This window comes from Actinomycetota bacterium (assembly GCA_040905475.1).
Lineage (GTDB): Bacteria > Actinomycetota > AC-67 > AC-67 > AC-67 > DATFGK01.
The window spans coordinates 1-19288 of sequence record JBBDRM010000144.1; the positions used below are offsets into that span (position 1 = coordinate 1).

Sequence of the window (19288 nt, forward strand, 5' to 3'; positions counted from 1 at the left end):
GCGAGGTCGACGGCGGCTTCGGTATGCCCCGCGCGCTCGAGCACGCCGCCGGGGCGCGCGCGCAGCGGGAACACGTGGCCCGGAGTGCGGAACTCCTCGAGGCGCGCGTCGGGGGCGACGGCGCGCTCGATGCATCGGGATCGGTCGGGGGCGGAGATCCCGGTGTTGCCCGGCGGGTCGGCCAGATCGATCGAGACCGTGAACGCGGTGCCGTCGCCGTAGCGACCATCCTCGACCATCGGACGGAAACCGAGCCGGGCGGCGCGCTCGTCGGTCACCGGCAGGCACAGCAGGCCGCGCCCGTGGGTGACCATGAAGTTGACCGCTTCGGCGGTGATCTTGGAGGCGGCCATGATGAAGTCGCCTTCGTTCTCGCGATCGGGATCGTCCACGACGATGACGATCTCGCCCCGACGGATCGCTTCGATCGCGTCCTCGATGCGTGAGAACGGGTCCTCGACGGGCCGCACGCTCTCCATCGTTCCCTCCTGCTCGGGTCGCCGCCGTCTCCGGTCGGCGCCTCCTCTCGATGCTCCGTTCGCTCTAGCGAACGAGTGGTTACAATCGCAAATCCTAAGGTAGACTTCCCTGGAACCGGCGTCAAGCCCGGGGCTATGCTCCGATATCTGACGGGTCGTTAGATCTCGAACGGGGGTTTCCAGGATGGACGCGCTTTCGATCTTCAACCTCTCCGGCCGCACCGCGGTGGTCACCGGGGCCGGGAGCGGCATCGGGCGCGCGACGGCCGAGGTGCTCGCCGGCGCCGGCGCCAACGTGGTGTGTGGCGACATCGACGAGGCCGCCGCCGAGCAGACGGTCAAGCTCATCACCGAGGACGGCGGCAAGGCGGTCGTCCAGCGCGTGAACATCTCGTCCAAGGAGGAGGTCGACGCGCTCATCGACCGGGCAGTCTCCGAGTTCGGCCGGCTGGACGTGATGGCCAACGTCGCCGGCATCGCCTCGGACGGCAAGCTCACCGAGGCAACGGAGGCCGAGCTCGACAAGGTGATCTCCGTCAACCTCAAGGGCGTTCTGTTCGGCTGTCAGGCCGCGATCCGCGTCATGCAGCCGCAGGGGTCGGGCTCGATCATCAACGTCTCGTCGACCGCGATCGACACGCCGGCGCCGGCGTACGGCGTGTACGCGATCACCAAGGCCGGCGTCGCACAGATGACCAAGACGCTCGCGTTCGAGGTCGGCCGTTACGGGATCCGGGTCAACACGGTTGCGCCGGGCATGACGGTATCGGGCTTCACCGCGCGGCACATCTACGAGCCCGACGGCTCGATCAACCAGGAGCGCTACGACGCATTCGTCGGAAGGATGAAGAAGCTTTCGCCGTTGGGGATCGTCGGAGAGCCGATCGACCAAGCCTACCTGATCCTCTACCTCGCATCCGACGCCTCGCGCTTCTCGACGGGCAACATCTGGCGCGCCAACGGCGGCCAGGCGATGGTTTGACCGCGTCGGCCGCGTAAGCCGCGCTGCGGAGGCGTGTGGTGGATCTCGAGTTTCTCGACGCCGACGCGCCGGCGGGCTGCGTCGTCGAGACGAGCACGGATGACGGTGTCATCACCTGGTCCGTCGCCAACGAGGGCCCGGCTCCGGTCGTGGTCGATCGCGTTCTCCTTCGCTGGCGCACGACCGGCCGTACGCCGACACGCTGGTTCCGGAACGGATGGCAGTCCTGGTCGCCTTCCGGCGGCGGGCCGATCCCGGCGGAAGCTCCCCTTCGTGCCCGCGGTTCAAACAGGGCCGGCGGCGCACTGCTGAGCCCTGATAGAGCAGACCCGTCCGATCCACGCAGCGAGCTGGTCACGCTCGTCGGTGATCCCGACGGAGCTTTCTGTTTGGGCTTCGACGGCGGCGACCGCCACGACGGCAGGTTCCGTGTCCGCGGAGCCGAGATCGTGGCCGAGGCGTATCTGGGTGGAGCCGTCCTCGGGCCGGGGGAAAGCCGGACGTTACACGCGATCCAGATCGAGAGAGGTGAGCCCGCCGAGTTGTTGCAGCATTGGGCGGCATGGGCGGGGCAGGCTTCACGAGCTCGCCGCGACGCGAGCCATCGAGTCGGATGGTGTTCCTGGTACCAGTACTTCGGTGACGTCACCGAGGACGTGTTGCGAGCCAACCTCGCAGACGCCGGGGACTGGCCGATCGAGGTGTTCCAGCTCGACGACGGCTACCAGACACAGATCGGCGACTGGCTGAGATGCTCGGACGCCTTCTCGTCCTCGCTTGAGCGGATCGCAGCGGACGTCGCCTCCGCCGGTTTCGTTCCCGGCCTCTGGCTTGCGCCGTTCCTCGTCTCACCCCGGTCGCGGGTGGCAGCCGATCATCCGGATTGGATCGTCCGTACCCCCGCGGGCACACCCGTTGTCGGTCTGGTCAACGCCGCCTGGGGCGGGGAACAACACGTCCTGGATACGACCCATCCCGACGTTCTCTCCCACTTGGAAGCGCTGACCCACACGCTGGTCGGCATGGGTTGGCGTTACTTGAAGCTGGACTTCACGTACGCGCCCGCCCTCCCCGGTGATGCGCGGGACCCTTCCCGCACCCCCGCGGAACGCGTTCGCTTGGGGTTCGATGCCCTGCGGCGCGGAACCGGTGACGAGGCGTTCATCCTCGGATGCGGTGCACCGCTCGGACCCTGCATCGGCGTGGTCGACGGCATGCGGATCGGGCCCGATATCGCACCGTACTGGACGCCACGCCGATCGGTGGGCGGCGGTGGCGACGATGCTCCCGCGATCCTCAACGCCTGGCGGAACACGCTCGCGCGATCATTCATGCATCGCCGTCTGTGGCTCAACGATCCCGACTGCCTCGTGTTGCGACGAAGGGGGACGCGACTGACCGGGCGACAGCGGCTGGCCTGGACTCACGCGGTCGCGGCGTCGGGGGGAATAGTCGTGCTTTCCGACGATCTCCACCAGCTGGACCCGCAGGCGCACGATCTCCTGGACGAGGTGCTCGGGATCAGTCGGGCCGTCGACGACGCCAGCCGCTCCGGCGTTGCGCCGGCGTGTCCCGACTTGCTCGAGCGATGGACGCCCACGACGCTCGAGGCGGGGTTCATCTCGCTGGTCGGCGATCCAACCCGAGGGGTCGCACGGCTGTCCACCATGTAATCGTGTAAGCGATAAGTGTTATCATGCTTACATGATCAGGACGCAGATCCAGCTCGAGGAGTCGCAAGCCGCGGCCCTACGGAGGCTCGCAGCGGAGCAAGGCGTCTCGATGGCCGAATTGATCCGTCGCGCGATCGACGAGTCGCTCCTGCAGCGTGGTGAGGGAGATGCACGCTACCGGCGCGCGCTTTCCGCCTTAGGCAAGGGTCGCTCAGGACTGAGCGACGTTAGCCGGAAGCACGACGAGTACTTCGTCGAGACCCTGCTCGACGAGTGATCTTCATCGACACGTCCGCCCTCTTCGCCCTGCTCGATCGGGACGATGAGGCGCACGCGCGAGCACGAGCGTTCTTCGAAGGATCCCCTCGGTCCCTTATCACCCACAACTACGCCGTCGCGGAGACCGTGGCCCTCGTCCATCGCCGTCTGGGTCCGGTCCCGGCACGATCGTTCTTGGAGGATCTCCTGCCGTCGATCGCCATCCGGTGGGTGGACCAGGAGATCCACCGCGCGGCCGTCTCGGCTTTCCTCGCAGCGGTCCGGCGACGAGCCTCCCTCGTGGACTGGGTCAGCTTCGAGATCATGCGCCGCGAGGGGATCGATCACGCATTCACGTTCGACCGGGATTTCGCCGCACAGGGCTTCACGCTCGTCCCCTGATCCTGGATTGGCCAGGCCGAACCCCGGCAGCCACAATGGTCCGATGACTCATCGCGTGCTGATCCTCGGCGGCGGGTTCGGCGGCGTCGCGGCCGCCAACCGGCTACGGAAGCTGCTACCCGACGAGGACGAGATCGTTCTCGCCGACCGCCGGACCCATTTCGCGATGGGCTTCCGCAAGACCATGGCCGTGATCGGCCGCGAGCCGCTCGAGGCGGGCGCGCGTCCGCTGTCGGCGCTCGAAGCCAAAGGCATCCGGGTTTTGCAGGACGACGTGACGCGGATCCACCCGGCCGGCCGTGCCGCAGAGGTCGGCGGTGGGCGCATCGAAGCCGACGCTCTCCTCGTCGCCCTCGGCGCCGAAGTCGTTCCCGGCGCGGTGCCGGGATTGGCCGAGCACGGACACAACGTGTACTCGACGGACGGGATCCCGGCGGCCGCCGATGCGCTGGCCACGATCGAGCGCGGACGGGCGGTCGTGGGCATCTTCGGCGCACCGTACAAATGTGCTCCGGCGCCGTACGAGCTGGCGCTGCTCGCGCGGGAAGCCGCCGAGGCACGCGGAGCGCGACTGGATTGGACGGTCTTCACGCCGCAGCCGATGTCGCTTCCGGTGCTCGGGAAGGGCGGCTGTGAGGCGATCGACGGACGGCTCGCCGGCGTGGGGATCGCGTTCCGCCCGAACACCAAGGCTTTGGGGGTCGAGCCGGGCCGCGTCGTGCTCGAGGGCGACGAGATCCCCTTCGATCTGCTCCTCGCCGTACCCCCGCATCGCGTTCCGTCCGTCGTCGTCGACGCGGGGCTCGCCGAGAAAGGCGGCTGGGTGAAGGCTCATCCGCGCACGCTCGAGACCTCATTCGACGGCGTGTACGCGGTCGGCGACGTCACGGGGATCCCCATGGCCAACGGCCAGCCGGTCCCGAAGGCCGGCGTGTTCGCCGAAGGTGAGGGAGAGGTCGTCGCCGAGCGCATCGCCGCGCGCCTGGCAGGTCGGGATCCGGAGACGACCTTCGACGGAGAGGGGTTCTGCTTCCTCGAGGTCGGCAACGGCGAAGCGATGCTGGTGCGCGGCAACTTCCTCGCGGAGCCCGCGCCCGACGTCGAGCTCACCCCGCCGTCGCGCGCGCACCTGGAGGAGAAAGCCCGCTTCGAGCGCGAGCGACTCGACGCGTGGTTCGGCCCGTCCGCGTGACGGGTTAGGCAGCTCCTCGCACCCTTCGGTCGAGCGGCGGCCCGCTGGGCTCGCCTCGGCCGACGCGGCGTCTGACCCACTCCGGGGGCGCGAAGCCCAGGAACAGAAGTGGCGCCGCGAGCAACGCAACGTACCGGGCGATGTCCGTGAGGGTCCGTATCGTCTCGAGGCTCGGGTTGCCGAACAGCAGGCGCGGCAGAAGCCCGATGATCACGAAGAGCAGGAAGAACCCCGACGCGATGGAGAGCATCCGGAAGCGCGCCAAACCGGCCGTCCGTATCCCGTACATCGCGAACGCCAGCGCAAGCACCCCGAACGCCGCCGCCAGGTAGAGCAACACGTACCCGATGTAGGCCCGGTAGCTGATCGGGTTGTCGACCCCGGCGATCGGCACGATGCCTATCTGGGGATCGAATCGGAAGTCGGGCCGTTCGATCACGGACAGCACGATGTTGCCCGCGGTCGCGGCGATGATGACCGCGTGGACCCATTTCGGGAACGGGATGAAGTCGGACAGGAACCGCAGGAACGCGTAGATGGAGAGGAAGATGATCGCGCTGGATAGGAGTGTGAGCGCGCGCGGCGGTTGCTCGAGCTGCGTTTGATCCCAGATGGTCGAGCTGACCGCCGAGATCAGGGACGAGAGGCCGAACAGCCCTGCCGCCCACGCGAGATCGGCGGAGCGCCGGTCGCGCTCTCGAGCGTATGCAACAACACACCGAAATCCGAGCGCCGCGAAGATGAGCGCTTGGATGTAGGTGGTCGTGAGCTGGCTCGTCCGCATCGTCTTCTCCTATTTGCCGAAGAATTCTTTGAAGCGCTGCTCCGTTGGGGTCGGGCTACCGGAAAGCACGCCGGAGACGCCGGCGAACTTCCCAAGGACTTTCGCGCCTTGGGACGTGATCTCGAACTCGACGAGGCTCTTCACGTGGTCGCTCTCACGCATCTTCACTACGACGAGCGCCCGATGGATCTCCGAATCGAGTTCGGTGTAGCGGAGCAGCACGACGTTGTCGGCAACATAGGAGAGCCCGTGGGCGAGCTCGAACGCCGGCCCGAAGAATGCCGACGTCTCGCTCGTCAGGATGGTGGTTGCGCCGCCGTGGCGAAGCGATCCGACGAGCGCCCACAGGTAGTCGGCGAATCGGTCCCGGTCCGCGCCGTGTTCGAGCTCGGCGATACTGTCGATGACGACCCGCTTGGCGCCGGTCGCCACCGCCGCGCGCCGGATCTCGGCTGCGACTACGTCGAGGCCTAGCTCGACGGGCTGCACGTGCGTGACCGTGAGAGCACCGGATGCTGCCGCGTCGGCCAAGCCCCAGCCGAAGTGGCGGGCCTTGTCGAGGAGCTGACGTTCGCTTTCCTGGAACGACACGTACAGACACGGCTCGCCCCGCGTCAGGCCTTCGGTCAGGAACTGCAGTCCGATCACCGTCTTGCCCGCGCCGGACGGCCCGGCCACGATCGTCACGCTCCCGGTCGGGACACCGCCCTTCATCATCTCGTCGAGCCCCGGGAACCCGGTGGAGATGCGACCTTCGGACTCGCCCTGGGGCGGTGCCAGCGTCGACTCGGGCCGCGGGTACACGGAGATGCCGGTCTGACCGATGCGGAACGTGTGCCGTCCGCCGAGGTAGTCCGAGCCGCGCAGCTTCGACACGCGCAGCCAGCGGTGGTCGGACTTTCCGGATCCGTCGTTGGCCATGTAGAGGATGGCGTCGGCGACCGCGAACTCCGCGGCGGACTTGATGTCTTCCAGCTCGTACTCGCCGACGAGCATCAGCAGCGCGTCCGTGTGCGCTACGCGACTTGCGAGCTCATAGATCGACTTGCGGAACCCCTGTCCCTCGGCCTCGTGAAGCGCTTTACTAGAGTCGATGACGATGACCGACGGCCGCTGCTCAAACGCCTGGCGCACAACCTCGGTCGTGACGTCGGCCATGGTGACGTTGTCGCCGGTGGCCAGCGACGCGAGGTGACGGAACTCCACCGACTTCCCGATCGCGCCGGGATCGAAGAACGAGAAGCCATCGAGATGGTCGACGAGCTTCGAATGCGGCTCGGACAGCGTCGTGTAGTAGATGGCCTTCGCGTCGGGGTGCGCGTTCGCGAAACAGACCTGTTGCGCGAGGATCGTCTTCCCGCTGCCCGGCGCCCCGGCGAGCACGGCGAGCGAACCGGGCATCAGTCCGCCGTGCAGAACGAGGTCGAGCTCGGCGATGCCGGTCGAGATCCGCCTCATGCTTCTTCCCCCCCAACGAGCTCTTCGATCGCGCGCATCAGTTGCCGAGGGTCGAACGGTTTCCGCATCACGCGGTCGGCGCCCGACCGATCATCGGGGCTGGCGCTGAGCAGCATGATCGGAAGCTCCGCGGTTTCGGCTCCCTCGCGCAAGCGCTGGATGAGCTCGCGGCCGTCGACCACCGGCATCATCAGGTCGGTGATCACGAGATCCGGCAGCAGACGCCGGATCGCCTCCAGCGCAGCCGCGCCGTGTGGCGCCTCCTCGACCCGATATCCCGCGTGCTCGAGCGTGAGCCGGAGCAAGAAGAGGACATCGGGTTCGTCGTCGACGATGAGGATCATCGGCGTCTCATCCGAGACCGGGGCCCTGGGCCTCGGTTGCGGATCCGGCCGGCGTGCTTCATCGCGCAGGCGCAAGGTGAATCGCGCGCCAGTCGGCTGCACGGGCTCGTAGGAGATGTCTCCCCCCGACGCCTCGGCGATCGCGCGGACGATGACCAAGCCCAAGCCGGTGCCGCCGGCCGACGCGTGGAACGGTTCGAAGAGATGGGGCACGATCTCGGGTGCGACGCCTGCTCCGTCGTCCGACACCGACAGCGCAACCCCACCGATGGACGGCCGCGCCTCGACGGCTACGTTCGGACCGCCGTAGCGGAACGCGTTGCGCAACAGGTTCACCAACGAGCGCTCCAGAGCGTACGGGTCGGTGTAGACGTTCACATCGGCCGCGATCTTCGTGGTGACGCTCACGTGCGAAGGAGGTGCGGCCGCGGCGAGCGCGCCCTCGACGGCGGCGGCGAGGTTGACGCTCAGCATCGCGAGCTGGAGCTTGTGGCCCGTCCCGACCCTTGACGCGTCGAGCAGGTCGTCGAGCAGACGCACCATACGCTTGGCCTGCCGTTCGAGACGTGCCACGGCATCGGACACCTGACTCGAGGTCATGCGCTCACGGTTCGCTGTCAGCGTCGACGCGAGTCCGACGATCAAGGTCGCCGGGGTTCGCAGCTCGTGAGAGACGGTCGAAAGGATGTCCGCAAGACGCGCACCATCCGATCCGTCGCCGGACGGCTGCGGGGTTTGCTCCACCTCTAGCGGATACGTCGTTGCGCCATCCCCTTTTTCTTGGTTATGCCGTAATGCAACCGCATCGCGATTAGCAGCGAAATAGCCCGCGCGGGCTAGTCACGATGCTTATCGGACGAACCGGCCGCGGGGATGAGGAGGAGTGGAATGAACCGCGTCAGCCGGCGGGTAGTTCGTCCGGTTCGCGGCCGTGAACGGCTTTTGTTACCCGCTCACACGCCGAACGCAGGCGGGCTGCGTACTCGGGCACCCGCTCCGCGGGAACGACACCGGCGAACCCGATCAGGAACAATCCGACCCCCACTGCGCCATCCGGTCCGAAGATCGGCGCGCCGATGTGGTTCAACCGGTACGACGACGCACGGTCGAGGTCGATGAGCGCGTACTCCTCGATCTCAACGCTTCGGACGCTTTCCTCCAACGTCGGCGCGTGGGCGGTTCGGCGGGCGTCGCGTGGCCGGGTGGGCGGCGGAGGGCCCTCCAGGCCGACCGAATAACCGCGCGCTCGCACGGCGGTGATCGCCCGGCGATACCGTTCGAGACGCTGCGCCGGCGACGGCGGGCCGACGCGCGCCAGATATCGGTCGATCACGGCGTCCGACGACCACGCGACGAACACCGTCCCGAGCGGCGGAGCGAGCGGCAATCGCTGGCCCGGCTGAACGTTGATGCCGAACGGACGCGGCGTGCCGGTTCGAGCGAGGATCACGATCTCGTCGCGGATGGCGGCCGACGCGACACAGTCGAGCCCGAGCTCTTCGGTGAGCGCTTGCATCTCCGGGAGCGCGTAGTCGGCGACCGAGAACGTGCTCAGCGCAGCGTTGCCCAGCGCGACGAGCGCCGGCCCGAGTCCGTACGTCTTCTGCTCCGGATCGCGCGAGAGGTATCCCGCGTCGGTGAGCGCCCCGAGGATCGCGTGCAGTGTCGCCTTGTTGAGTGTGAGGTCTCGCGCGATCTCCGAGAGCGAGAACCGCTCGCCCGGATGCGCCGCGAGGTAGTTGAGCACCGCGACGGCGCGCTCGACGGCGGGGGCGCGGCGAGCCATCAGCCGATCATCTCTCGAACGACCGGCCCGAGAGCCGCCGCGATCGCGCGATGACCTTCGTCGTTCGGGTGGATGCCGTCGGAAAGCTGTGACTCCGCGACGATCGGAAGCCCGTCGATGAAGCGTATACGGTCGTCGCCGTCGTCGATGCGGCGCGCCACGACCTTCTCCATCGTTCCCCGGAGGTCGGCGAGCGTCGCGCCCAAACGGTTCGGCGCTTCCTCTGCGTCGGCTCTGAGGATCGGCGAGGCGACCAGGATCGGCGTCTCGGGATGTCCTTGACGGACGACGCTCAAGAAGGCGTCGGTGATCTCGCGGAACATGCCGATCGAGTGGGGGATCCGCTGCCAGCAATTGGTCCCGTGTGTGATCGATATGACGGCCGCGTCGAGCTCCGCGATGTGCTCGGCCGACACGATCTCACCGCGCGCCGACCCCGCGTAGCCGAGATTGAGAACGTCGAGCCCCTGCTCGCGCCCGGCGATCGCGGGCCACGCGTACGCGGCCCGGCTCGCAAGCCATCCTTCGGCTATCGAGTCGCCGTAGCAGAGCCATCGGGGCTGCAGCGGCGCGGGCTCGATCTCGCCGCCGACGCCGGCGACGTCGCGGAGCGCGGGCCGCATCCCTTCCGGCAGATAGACGATCGCAGGCTCGTCCGCGGAACCCGATCCCATGCTCAGGCGCACGGTTCCCTCGGGATGCTCGGCCTTCTCCTCGTCCACCGGCGTGCCGCCGCGCCAGAGCTGGAACGTCACGCCGGCCTCGCCGCGGATCCCCGAGTCCGCGCCGCGCGTCTCGTAGGAGATCTCGACCTGCTCGGCGTCGCCGACGAGCTCGAGCCGCACGCCGACCGGGATCTGCGCCTGCGTCCAGGTGTCGACCGGGAGCCGGAACGCGTCCGATGGCTTCGCGCGCGGGTACGGCACCTTGGGCGTGCCGGGCCAGGCCTGGCCGCGGATGAACGGGTCGGGCTCCATCGGCTTAGGGGGTCGCGTAGCCGAACTTCGCGATGACGCCCCCGTCGACGATCAGCGTCTGACCGTTGACGAACGAGCTCAGGTCGCTCGACAGGTAAAGGATCGCACTCGCGACGTCCGACGGGATGGCCATGCGCCGTAGCGGAACGTTGGGCTCCTGCGCCTTCCGGCCTTCCTCGCCGATCATCCTGGCGACGCGCGGAGTCAAAACCCCGCCGGGCGCGACCGCGTTCGCGCGGATCCCCTTCGGCCCGAGCTCCACCGCGATCGTCCGCATCCACGACATGAGCCCGGCCTTCGCCGCGCCGTAGGGCGCGTGTCCCGGCGCGCTCGTGACCCCGCTCACGCTCGCGACGAAGGTCATCACGCCGCCGCCGTCCTCGACCATCGCCTTGCCCACCGCCTGCGAGAACAAGAACGCGTGGCGCAGGACCATGCCGAACGTCCAGTCCCAGTCCTCGTCGCCGGCCTCCAGAAGCTGGCCCCAGCGCGCCATCCCGACGATGTCGACGAGCCCGTGGACACGGCCGAGCTTGCCGCGCGCTTCGGCGACGGCCCGCTCGACCTCGCCGCGGTCGCGCGCGTCGGCGACCCAGGGCGTACCGCCGACCTCGTCGGCGATCTCCTTAGCGAGCGTGTCCTGGTTGTCGATCAGGAACAGTTTCGCGCCGGCCTGAGCCAGCGCGTGCGTCGCCTGACGGCCGATCCCCTGCCCGGCCCCGACCACGATGAACCCGCGCCCCTCGAGCTTGACTAGGTCGAGGTAGGACGGGACCGAGGTGTCGTCGGTGCTCGTCACCGCTATTTCGCGACCGTCTTGACCTCGACCTGGATGTCGCGTCGCTCCAGCTCGGGGATGAGCTTGGTCCCGCACAGCTCGATGGACCGCATGATCGACTCGTGCGACAGGTAGCCGAACTGCGAGTAGCAGATCAGCTGATCCACGCCGAGCTCGGCGTACTTGATCATCTTCTCGAGGCACTGATCGGGATCGCCGACGATGATCATGTCGCCCTCGTGGAAGGTCTTCGGATCGAGGTCGCCCGTCGCGTGCTTGCGGAGCAGCGGGAAGATCTGGTCCTTCTCTTCCTGCGAGAAGTGCGGGAATTCCCACTCGAGCGTGAACTCGGCGAGGTTCTTGTACCACCACCACACGCTGTCCCAGATGCCGTTCTCCTCGCACTGCGCGAACGTGTCTGCGCAGTGAACGAGCGTGTACGCAGCGACGCGGTTGTTCTGGATACGCGTGAGCGGCTTCGCGGTCTCCTGCGCGGCGCGGTAGTCGCGGATGTGCTCGGCCATCTTCGAGATCGGCTGCATGATCGCGAACGAGAGGAGGCCGAGGCCCATCTTGCCGGCGACGGCGCTGGAGCCCTGGCTCGTCGCGGCCATCCACACCGGCGGGTGCGGATCCTGCACCGGCTTCGGAGTCACCATGCGGCGCGGGAAGTCGAAGCTCGGAGAGTGGTACTCGAAGTACTCGTTCTCCCACATGCCGACAACGATCTCGATCGCTTCCTTCCAGTGGTCACGGCTGCGCTCGCGGTCGACACCGAACGCCGTCTGCTCCATCGGAGTCGAGCGGCCGGTCCCCCACTCGACCCGTCCGCCTGACAGCACGTCGACGGTCGCGACCTTCTCGGCGACGCGCGCCGGATGGATGAAGCCGAACGGCATGAGCGTCACGCCGAAGCCCAGCCGGATGTTCTCGGTCGCCTGGGAGAGCGCGCCGAGCACGACCTCGCTCGACGGCGAATGCGAGCGCCCCTCACGGAAGTGATGCTCGACGCACCAGACGGTCTGGAAGCCGACCCGGTCCCCGAGCTTTATCTGCTCGATCGCTTCCTTGTACGCCTTCTGCTCGGCCTCGCGTTGGCCGTAGGGGTGAGGCTTGGCCCACGGCTTGGGGACGTCGATCTCGTACAGAAGGTCCAGCTTCATGACGGCCTCCCTCGGTGTTTCGCTCTGGCAAACGGCTGGTACGCCTGGCGAACGGCAGTATCCCCAACGGTGACCGAGGGTGTCAAGCCGGATCCGAGTGGTATGGGAGCTGCGGGCCTCATGGAGGCTGTCAGACAATTGTCAGACAAAGTTGACGTCAACTTGCCTGACTGGCGCGAAGGGCCGTCCCTTGCCGCTCCAGCTGAATCTAGCTATTCTAGCTATATGAGAATAGCCACAATAACCGAGGCGAAGAACAAGCTCAGCGCCCTGCTCGACATCGTCAAGGCCGGCGAGACGGTTGTGATCGTCGATCGCGGGATCCCGGTCGCTCGGCTCGAGCCCGCACAGCGATCCCATGACGACGAGGGCCGGCTCGCGCGACTAGAGCGCGCAGGGATCATCCGCCGGGGCACGGGTCGATACCCAAAGTGGCTGCTCGAGACGCCGCCTCCGAAGGGCAAGCCCGGGGTCAGCGCGGTCGAGTTCCTGCTCGAGGAGCGCCGGGAAGGACGATGAGGTTCTGGGATCCGTCGGCGATCATCCCGCTTCTGCGTGAAGAGAACACTTCACGCTCGGCGCGCTCGATCCATAGCGACGATGGTCGGATGTTCGTCTGGTGGGGAGCCGAGCTCGAGTGCGTCTCGGCCGTCGCTCGCGTGGAACGAACAGGCGCCGACCCGGAGGAGATCAGCGAGTCGCTCCAGCGTCTCGACGCGTTCGCTTCGGGTTGGGACGAGGTGGGTCCGGGAGCAACCGTCCGCCGCTCCGCCCGGCGGCTGCTTCGTACGCACGACCTCCGTGTCGCCGATGCGCTTCAGCTCGCTGCAGCGCTGCAGGCGAGCGAGGGGATCCCTTCGATGCTCGACTTCGTGAGTCAAGATTCCCGCCTCAACGACGCGGCGCGGCGCGAGGGTTTCATCGTGGTCGATCCGAGAGCCGTCTAACGTCCCGCTTCTGATAGCGTCCCGGCGATGATCGACACCGCGCTCGCCGTGAACGCGCAATTGCCGGGTTCCTCGGCCCGGGAATCCCTCGAGGTCGCCCGCCGGGCATGGGACTGGGGCTACCGGTCGGCGTGGGGGGCCGAGGTCGACGGCCCCGACGCGTTCACGATGCTCGGCGCGCTGGCCGCGACGACCGACTACGACCTCGGGGTCGGAGTGGTTCCGGTGCAGACGCGATCGGTGTTCGTGCTCGGGATGACGGCGGTCTCGATGGCGCAGCTGACGGGCGGACGGTTCGCGCTCGGCGTCGGCGCATCGTCGGAGGTGCTCGTTTCGCGCTTCGGCGGCCAGCCGTTCGACAAGCCGCTGACGAACCTGCGGGAAGCGGTTGAGGCGCTGCGCCCGATCCTGCGCGGCGAGCGTTCGACCTACGACGGGCGTTACGTGAAGATCGGCGGCTACAAGACGCCGACTCCCCCACCGGCGCCGGTGCCGCTGTTCCTCGGCTCGCTGAACCCGAAGTCTCTGCGGCTGGCCGGCGAGCTCGGCGATGGGCTCTGCATCAATCAGATCGCGCCGCACCACGTGCCGGCCATGCTCGACGAGGTGCGCGCGGGGGCGAAGGAGGCCGGGCGTGAGCTGCCGTCGGACTTCCCGGTGATGGCGCGACTGTTCTGTCTCGTGACCGACGACGCCGCGTCGGCGAAGTCGATCCTAAAGATGGTGTTCGCCCCGTACGTGGCGACGAGCGTCTACAACAAGTTCTATCGCTGGATGGGGTACGAGGAAGAGGCGGAAGCGATCGCCGTCGCCGCGAAGGCCAAAGACCGCGAAGCCATGGGCAAGGCGTTCAGCGATCGGATCGCGGACGACCTGTTCGTGGTCGGGACCACGGACGAGGTGGTCGCGCGGCTGCGCGAGTACGTTGACGCGGGCGTGACGATCCCGGTGGTGGCGCCGCTCGCGCCGAGCGCGGACGCGGCGGCCGAAACCCTCAAAGCGATCGGCGAGCGCTGGAGCGGTTAGCGCCCGCGCGATTCACTGCATCGCGAGCCCGGCACGCGCCTCGGCGCCCTCGTTCCGCTCGGGCCGGCCGATGATCTCGATCACCACCCGCCGGAGCACGCCCTCGGTCACCTCGAACTTTCCTTGGCACACCGGGCTGAGGGGTCCGGCCGGGAGGTAACCAACCGCGAAGCCTTGCATCCCGTAGGTGACGGGTGTCGTCTTCGGGATGTGTCCTTGCCCCACCGGGACGTCGCCGTAAAGCAGCTGCATGTCGCCCTTGAAGGATCCCGTCGGCGTGAACACGGCACGCACGACGACCGGGCCCGGCGGAAGCTCGACGCTGGCGGAGATCGTCGTGATCTGGGAGCCGAGGAAGTTGTAAACGTAGTGGAGCCGGCGACCGGCGAGGTAGAGCGCGTACCCGCCGGAATGGCTGCCGTGCGCGACCACGCTTCCCTGAACGTCTCCGGTCGCGGGAACGTCCAGCTCCGCGGCGATCTGGAACGATCGGTTGCGCAGGTTCGGCGCGATCACCTGCGGGAGCGAGCCGGTGCCCGGGTAGTACACGTGCCGCTCCCGCCGGAATCGCTCGTCGCCATACAGCCAGGGCTGGTTGTTCAGCGGAAGCACCTGATAGCGCCCCGCCTCCTCCCACCAGAGCGCTTGGAGCTCGGCGAGCTTCTCGGGGTGCTCGGCGGCGACGTCGTGGATCTCCGAGAAATCCTCGGCCACGTGATACAGCTCCCAGGCGTCGTCGTCGAAGGGCTTGCTCACATCGGTTCCGTCGTAGGCGATGAACGGCGCCGGATGGAACGTCACCGCCTTCCAGCCCTCGTGATAGATCGCCCGTGAGCCGAGCATCTCGTAGTACTGGGTGCGGTGCCGGCTCGGGGCGCGCGCGTCGGTGAGCGTCTCGGCGAAGCTCGACCCCTGGACCGGGCTCTGCTCCACGCCGTTTATCTCGGCGGGCGCTTCGATCCCGATCACGTCGAGCAACGTCGGGAACACGTCGATCGCGTGCACGTATTGGTGGCGCGTCTCGCCGGGCCGCCCCAGCCGCGCCGGCCAGTGGACGATCAAGGGGTCGGCGACGCCGCCCTCGTGGGTGTCACGCTTGAAGCGCTTGAGCGGCGTGTTGCCCGCCCATGCCCATCCCCAGGGGTAATGATTGTTCGCCCGGGGCGTCCCAAGATCGTCGATGCGACGCAGGTTCTCCTCGAGGCTCTCCGGCTGGAAGTTGAAGAAGTATTGCTCGTTCAACGTCCCGCCCGGCCCTCCCTCGGCGCTCGCGCCGTTGTCGCTCATCGCGATCACGATGGTGTCGTCGAGCTCGCCGAGTGACGCGATGAAGTCCAGGACGCGCGCGATCTGGACGTCGGTGTGCGTCAAGAAGCCCGCGTACACCTCCATCATCCGCGCATACAAGCGGCGCTCGTCGGCGGAGAGGTCATCCCACGCCGGAACCCACGATGGCCGCGCCGAAAGCTCCGACCCCGGCGGCAGCAAACCCGACGCCGTCTGGCGCGCGAAGACGGCCTCGCGCCAGCGGTCCCAACCGAGGTCGAACGCCCCGCGGTACGCGTCGATGTAGCCGGCCGGCGCCTGGTGCGGAGCGTGGCAGGCCCCGGGAGTGAGATAGAGGAAGAACGGCTTCGCCGGGTACGTCGCGCGCAGATCCTGGAGGAACAAGATGGCGTGGTCCGCGAGATCCTCCGTCAGGTGGTAGCCCTCTTCCGGGGTTCGCGGGGGATCGATCTGATGATTGTCGTAGACGAGGTCGGGGTGGTACTGGTCGGTCTCCCCGCCCATGAATCCGTAGAAGCGCTCGAAGCCCCGGCCCAGCGGCCAGCGATCGCGCGGGCTGCCCATCGTCATCTCCGTCGCCGGCGTGAGATGCCACTTCCCGACGGCGAAGGTCGCGTAGTGATTCCGGAGCAGGATCTCCGACACGAACCCGTTCTCTTTCGGGATCGTCGCGTCGTAGCCGGGGAATCCCTGGGGAAGCTCGACGATGCGAGCCATCCCGTTCGCGTGATGGTTCCTGCCGGTGAGCAACGCCGCGCGCGTCGGCGAGCACAACGAGGTGGTGTGGAAGTTGGCGTAGCGCAGACCGCCGGCCGCAAGACCGTCGAAGCACGGCGTCGCGATGTCGGACCCGAAGCAGCCGACCTGCGCGTACCCCACGTCGTCGAGCACGACGATCACGACGTTCGGCGCGTCCTTCGGCGGACTGGGGAGCGGAGGCCACCACGCGACCGAGTCCTCGAACGTACGGCCGACGACCCCTTCGAACGGCTTGCCCGCCATGGCGTCCTCCCTCCGATCCGACGCCACTATGCCTCAGGCGCCCGCTTCCCCGTCAGCCCCGAGTGCAGGATCCGCGCCAGGCTCTTGCGGATGTCGTCGAGGCGGATCCCCCAGAACTCGAAACCGTACCGATGCTGGGCGACGTGGGCGAGCATCGAAACCAGCGTCGCCGCCTGCGCCATCGCCTCGGTGTCGCGGGGATGCTTCCCGGAGGAGCGGAAGTCCTCGATCACATCGCGGAGCCCGAGCGTCACCTCGTTCAGCAGACGCGTGCGGATGTTCTGGAAACGCAGATCGCCTTCCGCGGTCGCGAGGTCGACGACGCGCAGGATCGGGCGATGCCGCTCCCACAGGCCGAGGAACTCGTCGACCAGCGCGAGCGCGGTCTCGCCGCCGTTGCGGCCCTTCCAATCCGAATCGCGGATCAGCGACGTCAAGCTCTTGCCGTTCGACGCCATCTCCTCGGCCAAGACCAGGATCGCGCCCTCGACGTCCTGGAAGTATTGGTAGAAGGTGGCCGGCGACGTCCCGGCGCACTTCGCGATGTCGATGATCGTGAGATCGCGGTACGACGATTTCTCGAGCAGGTCGCTCGTGCACTTCAGCAGCTTCTCGCGCGTGGCTCGTCCTCGACGTCCCGGCGTGCGACCGTCGAGGGCGCGCACCTCCTCGTCCACCTCCGGTTGCTGTTTCGCGGCGCTCATCGGTTCCACGCCGCCACCAGCTCCTCGGTGGTCACCACGGTCGCCAGCAGCGCCAGCGTGTTGTCGATGAGCGCGTTCGCGTACTCGTCGGGCACCCCGGCGACGGCGTCGCGCGGTAGCACGAACTGGTAGCCGAGGTTCACCGCGTCCATCACGAAATTCGTCATCCCCACGTTGACCGACACGCCGATCCCCACGATCGTCTTTGCGCCGAGGTTGCGGAGCACCGCGTCCAGGTCGGTTCCCGACATCGGGCCGACGCCGTGGAGTCGCGTGAGGACGACGTCGGAGTCCTCGACCCCGATCTCGTCGATCACGCGAGCGGCTTCCGAGCCGGGGGTGAGCGCGACCGGCGCCTTCCTTGCGGCGCCGAACAGGCGCGCGTTGGTGTTCGATCCGAGCCCGTCCGGGCGGCGCAGAGCCAGGCAGTGGACGACCGGAACCGCGGCCGCGCGCGCCGCCTTCACCAGGCGCGCGGCGTTCGGGATCATCTCGCGGCGGGCCGCCTCGGCGAGCGCGGGGAACACGGCGGCCTCGCCGATCACGCCGTTCTGACACTCCTGCGTGACGAGCGCGGTCCGCCGGGGATCGACCAGTTCGGCCAGGTCGGTGGCCATGGACGGATTGTATCTGACGGGTCGTCAGATTTGTCAGGCCGGCCGGAGCCGTGGCAGAACCTTTTCTTTGAAGAGCTCGAGGCTCCCCCACCCGAGCTCGACCGGCATCCCGCAGAGCAGCGGGTGGAGCACGATCGTGCCGCCGGGCGTGAGCTCCTCGGCGAGCGCGACGCACTCGTCGGGGGTGACGACCCGGTAGATACCTTCGGAGCGCAGCGCATCGACGTCGGGCGCGCTCGTGAGGACTTCGGCGCGGGTCCCTTCCTGCCACGAGCGATAGGTGTCGGCGTCGTACCACGCGTAGCGTGAGATCTCCGCCCACGCCTTGTCGGGATCCTCGGTCACGTGGACGAAGCCGGGTCCCTTCGGCATCACGCAAAAGCCGAACTCGAAGCCGACCTTGGCGCATTCATCGTCGTAGAACTCCTTCAGCTTCGGGTCGCCCACGCCGGGGAAGAATGGAAGCCCCAAGCGCGCGGCGCGCCGGGCCGAGCCTTCGCTCGAGCCGCCGGCCAGGATCAGCGGGTGCGGCTTGGTCTTCGGCGTCGGCGTGACGCGGATGGTGCGACCCTGCCACTCGAACGGCTTTCCGGTCCACGCCTTCCGCATGACCTCGATGTAGTCGACCATCATCTGGGTGCGGCCCTTGTACGGAACACCGGCCATCTCGAACTCTGAGCGCTTGTAGCCGGCCCCGGCGACGAAGGACACCCGGCCGCCACTCGCGAGGTCGACCACCGCGATCTGCTCGGCGAGGCGAACGGGATCGTGGAGCGGCAGGAGCGCCGCGGCGATCGTGATCGGGATCTTCTTCGTCGCACCTGCGACGGCACCGGCCATGACGAACGGCGCGGAGAGATAGCCGTCGTCGATCCCGTGATGCTCGGACAGGCTGATGATGTCGGCGACGCCGTGCTCGTCGACCCAGGCGCTCTGCTCGATGCAGGCCTTGTACAGCTCGGGATGCTGGGTGGCGGCCCACGAGGGGGCGCGCAGGTCGTAGCGGAGCGCGATCGTGATCATGAGGAGGCACCACAATACATCCGGGGCCTAGACTCCTTGCACCCTGGTGGTGCGTGCCGGAGACTTGCCGCATGGAAGGGGAAGGTCCGAGTCCTCGCGAGGAGGAGATCGCCGACCTCGCCGATCCACGGGCCCCGTGGGAAAAGCTTGTCGAGGACCCGGCGGCTCCGCGAGCGATGCTCGCGGTGATGTTCACCGACATCATCGGTTCGACCGAACTCGCGACCAGCCTCGGCGACAAGCGCTGGCGTGAGCTGCTCGAGCAGCACGACGCCGCCATCCGCACCCAGATCGCGCGCTTCGACGGCCGCGAGGTCGACACCGCCGGCGACGCCTTCTTCGCCACCTTCGGGCTCGCCGTGCGGGCGGTGGATTGCGCGCTGGAGTCGGCTCGTGCGGTGCGGCG

Annotated in this window: 21 protein-coding genes; 9 read left to right on the forward strand and 12 right to left on the reverse strand. The window is 67.9% G+C overall.

Translation table 11 applies throughout. From position 1 onward, the window contains the following. Nucleotides 1–479 (reverse strand): 3,4-dihydroxy-2-butanone-4-phosphate synthase (locus WEB06_18150; protein MEX2557539.1); only part of this gene is annotated, 479 nt, incomplete at its 3' end. Nucleotides 480–663: 184 nt separating this feature from the next. Here WEB06_18150 and WEB06_18155 point away from each other — a divergent pair. The 5 genes from WEB06_18155 to WEB06_18175 are packed head-to-tail and all read left to right on the forward strand — an operon-like array spanning nt 664 to nt 4986. Beyond that, the gene (locus tag WEB06_18155; protein ID MEX2557540.1) at nt 664–1461 is read left to right on the forward strand and encodes an SDR family NAD(P)-dependent oxidoreductase; all 798 of its coding nucleotides are present in this window, start codon (nt 664–666) and stop codon (nt 1459–1461) included. Nucleotides 1462–1499: 38 nt separating this feature from the next. Continuing rightward, entirely contained in the window at nt 1500–3134 is a 1635-nt protein-coding gene (locus tag WEB06_18160) for a glycoside hydrolase family 36 protein (GenBank protein ID MEX2557541.1), read from the forward strand. Between the two features lie 31 nt (nt 3135–3165). Continuing rightward, nucleotides 3166–3411, forward strand: a complete 246-nt coding sequence (locus WEB06_18165; GenBank protein MEX2557542.1) for a ribbon-helix-helix protein, CopG family — start codon at nt 3166–3168, stop codon at nt 3409–3411. Then, complete coding sequence (locus WEB06_18170) at nt 3408–3794, forward strand: PIN domain-containing protein (GenBank protein ID MEX2557543.1); 387 nt, start codon at nt 3408–3410, stop codon at nt 3792–3794. Before WEB06_18165 ends, WEB06_18170 begins: the two co-directional genes overlap by 4 nt. A gap of 43 nt (nt 3795–3837) precedes the next feature. Beyond that, a complete protein-coding gene (locus tag WEB06_18175) occupies nt 3838–4986 on the forward strand; it encodes an FAD-dependent oxidoreductase (protein MEX2557544.1) in 1149 nt (382 codons plus the stop codon). 4 nt (nt 4987–4990) lie between these two features. On the opposite strand, the gene WEB06_18180 is transcribed toward WEB06_18175, so the two are convergent. The 7 genes from WEB06_18180 to WEB06_18210 form a co-directional block, all read right to left on the reverse strand. Beyond that, nucleotides 4991–5770, reverse strand: a complete 780-nt coding sequence (locus WEB06_18180) for a hypothetical protein (GenBank protein MEX2557545.1) — start codon at nt 5768–5770, stop codon at nt 4991–4993. 9 nt (nt 5771–5779) lie between these two features. Further along, entirely contained in the window at nt 5780–7228 is a 1449-nt protein-coding gene (locus WEB06_18185; GenBank protein ID MEX2557546.1) for an ATPase domain-containing protein, read from the reverse strand. Beyond that, nucleotides 7225–8316 (reverse strand): response regulator, encoded by a 1092-nt coding sequence (locus tag WEB06_18190; protein MEX2557547.1) that lies wholly within the window; start codon nt 8314–8316, stop codon nt 7225–7227. Before WEB06_18190 ends, WEB06_18185 begins: the two co-directional genes overlap by 4 nt. A gap of 154 nt (nt 8317–8470) precedes the next feature. Further along, nucleotides 8471–9358, reverse strand: a complete 888-nt coding sequence (locus WEB06_18195; GenBank protein ID MEX2557548.1) for an IclR family transcriptional regulator — start codon at nt 9356–9358, stop codon at nt 8471–8473. Then, on the reverse strand, nt 9358–10335 hold the full coding sequence (locus WEB06_18200) for an SGNH/GDSL hydrolase family protein (GenBank protein MEX2557549.1): 978 nt from the start codon (nt 10333–10335) through the stop codon (nt 9358–9360). Before WEB06_18200 ends, WEB06_18195 begins: the two co-directional genes overlap by 1 nt. A 4-nt stretch (nt 10336–10339) precedes the next feature. Continuing rightward, on the reverse strand, nt 10340–11134 hold the full coding sequence (locus WEB06_18205; GenBank protein MEX2557550.1) for an SDR family oxidoreductase: 795 nt from the start codon (nt 11132–11134) through the stop codon (nt 10340–10342). Between the two features lie 2 nt (nt 11135–11136). After that, entirely contained in the window at nt 11137–12276 is a 1140-nt protein-coding gene (locus WEB06_18210; protein ID MEX2557551.1) for an LLM class flavin-dependent oxidoreductase, read from the reverse strand. Nucleotides 12277–12501: 225 nt separating this feature from the next. Between WEB06_18210 and WEB06_18215 the strand changes: the two genes are divergently transcribed. From WEB06_18215 to WEB06_18225, 3 genes are read left to right on the forward strand one after another with little or no spacing between them, the layout of a single operon-like run. Then, entirely contained in the window at nt 12502–12795 is a 294-nt protein-coding gene (locus WEB06_18215; protein ID MEX2557552.1) for a type II toxin-antitoxin system prevent-host-death family antitoxin, read from the forward strand. After that, the gene (locus WEB06_18220; GenBank protein ID MEX2557553.1) at nt 12792–13223 is read left to right on the forward strand and encodes a PIN domain-containing protein; all 432 of its coding nucleotides are present in this window, start codon (nt 12792–12794) and stop codon (nt 13221–13223) included. The genes WEB06_18215 and WEB06_18220 overlap by 4 nt, the downstream gene beginning before the upstream one ends. 27 nt (nt 13224–13250) lie before the next feature. Next, nucleotides 13251–14249 (forward strand): LLM class flavin-dependent oxidoreductase, encoded by a 999-nt coding sequence (locus tag WEB06_18225; GenBank protein MEX2557554.1) that lies wholly within the window; start codon nt 13251–13253, stop codon nt 14247–14249. Nucleotides 14250–14261: 12 nt separating this feature from the next. Here the strand turns inward: WEB06_18225 and WEB06_18230 are convergent, their stop codons facing one another. From WEB06_18230 to WEB06_18245, 4 genes are read right to left on the reverse strand one after another with little or no spacing between them, the layout of a single operon-like run. Continuing rightward, nucleotides 14262–16538, reverse strand: a complete 2277-nt coding sequence (locus tag WEB06_18230) for an arylsulfatase (protein ID MEX2557555.1) — start codon at nt 16536–16538, stop codon at nt 14262–14264. A gap of 26 nt (nt 16539–16564) precedes the next feature. Then, a complete protein-coding gene (locus tag WEB06_18235) occupies nt 16565–17215 on the reverse strand; it encodes a TetR family transcriptional regulator (GenBank protein ID MEX2557556.1) in 651 nt (216 codons plus the stop codon). 23 nt (nt 17216–17238) lie between these two features. Beyond that, nucleotides 17239–17859, reverse strand: coding sequence for an isochorismatase family protein (locus WEB06_18240; GenBank protein MEX2557557.1), 621 nt, complete (start codon nt 17857–17859; stop codon nt 17239–17241). A gap of 33 nt (nt 17860–17892) precedes the next feature. Next, nucleotides 17893–18882 carry an LLM class flavin-dependent oxidoreductase gene (locus WEB06_18245; protein ID MEX2557558.1) on the reverse strand — a complete coding sequence of 330 codons (990 nt, stop codon included), beginning with the start codon at nt 18880–18882 and terminating at the stop codon, nt 17893–17895. Between the two features lie 71 nt (nt 18883–18953). Between WEB06_18245 and WEB06_18250 the strand changes: the two genes are divergently transcribed. After that, on the forward strand, nt 18954–19288 hold a 335-nt coding region (locus WEB06_18250), incomplete at its 3' end, for an adenylate/guanylate cyclase domain-containing protein (protein MEX2557559.1).

What these genes read in the sequence shown, in the direction of transcription:
- WEB06_18220 (MEX2557553.1), top strand. Translation starts at nt 12,792, where the DNA reads ATGAGGTTCTGGGATCCGTCGGCGATCATCCCGCTTCTGCGTGAAGAG.
- WEB06_18180 (MEX2557545.1), bottom strand. Translation starts at nt 5,770, where the DNA reads ATGCGGACGAGCCAGCTCACGACCACCTACATCCAAGCGCTCATCTTC.
- WEB06_18200 (MEX2557549.1), bottom strand. Translation starts at nt 10,335, where the DNA reads ATGGAGCCCGACCCGTTCATCCGCGGCCAGGCCTGGCCCGGCACGCCC.
- WEB06_18245 (MEX2557558.1), bottom strand. Translation starts at nt 18,882, where the DNA reads ATGATCACGATCGCGCTCCGCTACGACCTGCGCGCCCCCTCGTGGGCC.
- WEB06_18175 (MEX2557544.1), top strand. Translation starts at nt 3,838, where the DNA reads ATGACTCATCGCGTGCTGATCCTCGGCGGCGGGTTCGGCGGCGTCGCG.
- WEB06_18210 (MEX2557551.1), bottom strand. Translation starts at nt 12,276, where the DNA reads ATGAAGCTGGACCTTCTGTACGAGATCGACGTCCCCAAGCCGTGGGCC.
- WEB06_18225 (MEX2557554.1), top strand. Translation starts at nt 13,251, where the DNA reads ATGATCGACACCGCGCTCGCCGTGAACGCGCAATTGCCGGGTTCCTCG.
- WEB06_18185 (MEX2557546.1), bottom strand. Translation starts at nt 7,228, where the DNA reads ATGAGGCGGATCTCGACCGGCATCGCCGAGCTCGACCTCGTTCTGCAC.
- WEB06_18195 (MEX2557548.1), bottom strand. Translation starts at nt 9,358, where the DNA reads ATGGCTCGCCGCGCCCCCGCCGTCGAGCGCGCCGTCGCGGTGCTCAAC.
- WEB06_18155 (MEX2557540.1), top strand. Translation starts at nt 664, where the DNA reads ATGGACGCGCTTTCGATCTTCAACCTCTCCGGCCGCACCGCGGTGGTC.
- WEB06_18240 (MEX2557557.1), bottom strand. Translation starts at nt 17,859, where the DNA reads ATGGCCACCGACCTGGCCGAACTGGTCGATCCCCGGCGGACCGCGCTC.
- WEB06_18215 (MEX2557552.1), top strand. Translation starts at nt 12,502, where the DNA reads ATGAGAATAGCCACAATAACCGAGGCGAAGAACAAGCTCAGCGCCCTG.
- WEB06_18165 (MEX2557542.1), top strand. Translation starts at nt 3,166, where the DNA reads ATGATCAGGACGCAGATCCAGCTCGAGGAGTCGCAAGCCGCGGCCCTA.
- WEB06_18230 (MEX2557555.1), bottom strand. Translation starts at nt 16,538, where the DNA reads ATGGCGGGCAAGCCGTTCGAAGGGGTCGTCGGCCGTACGTTCGAGGAC.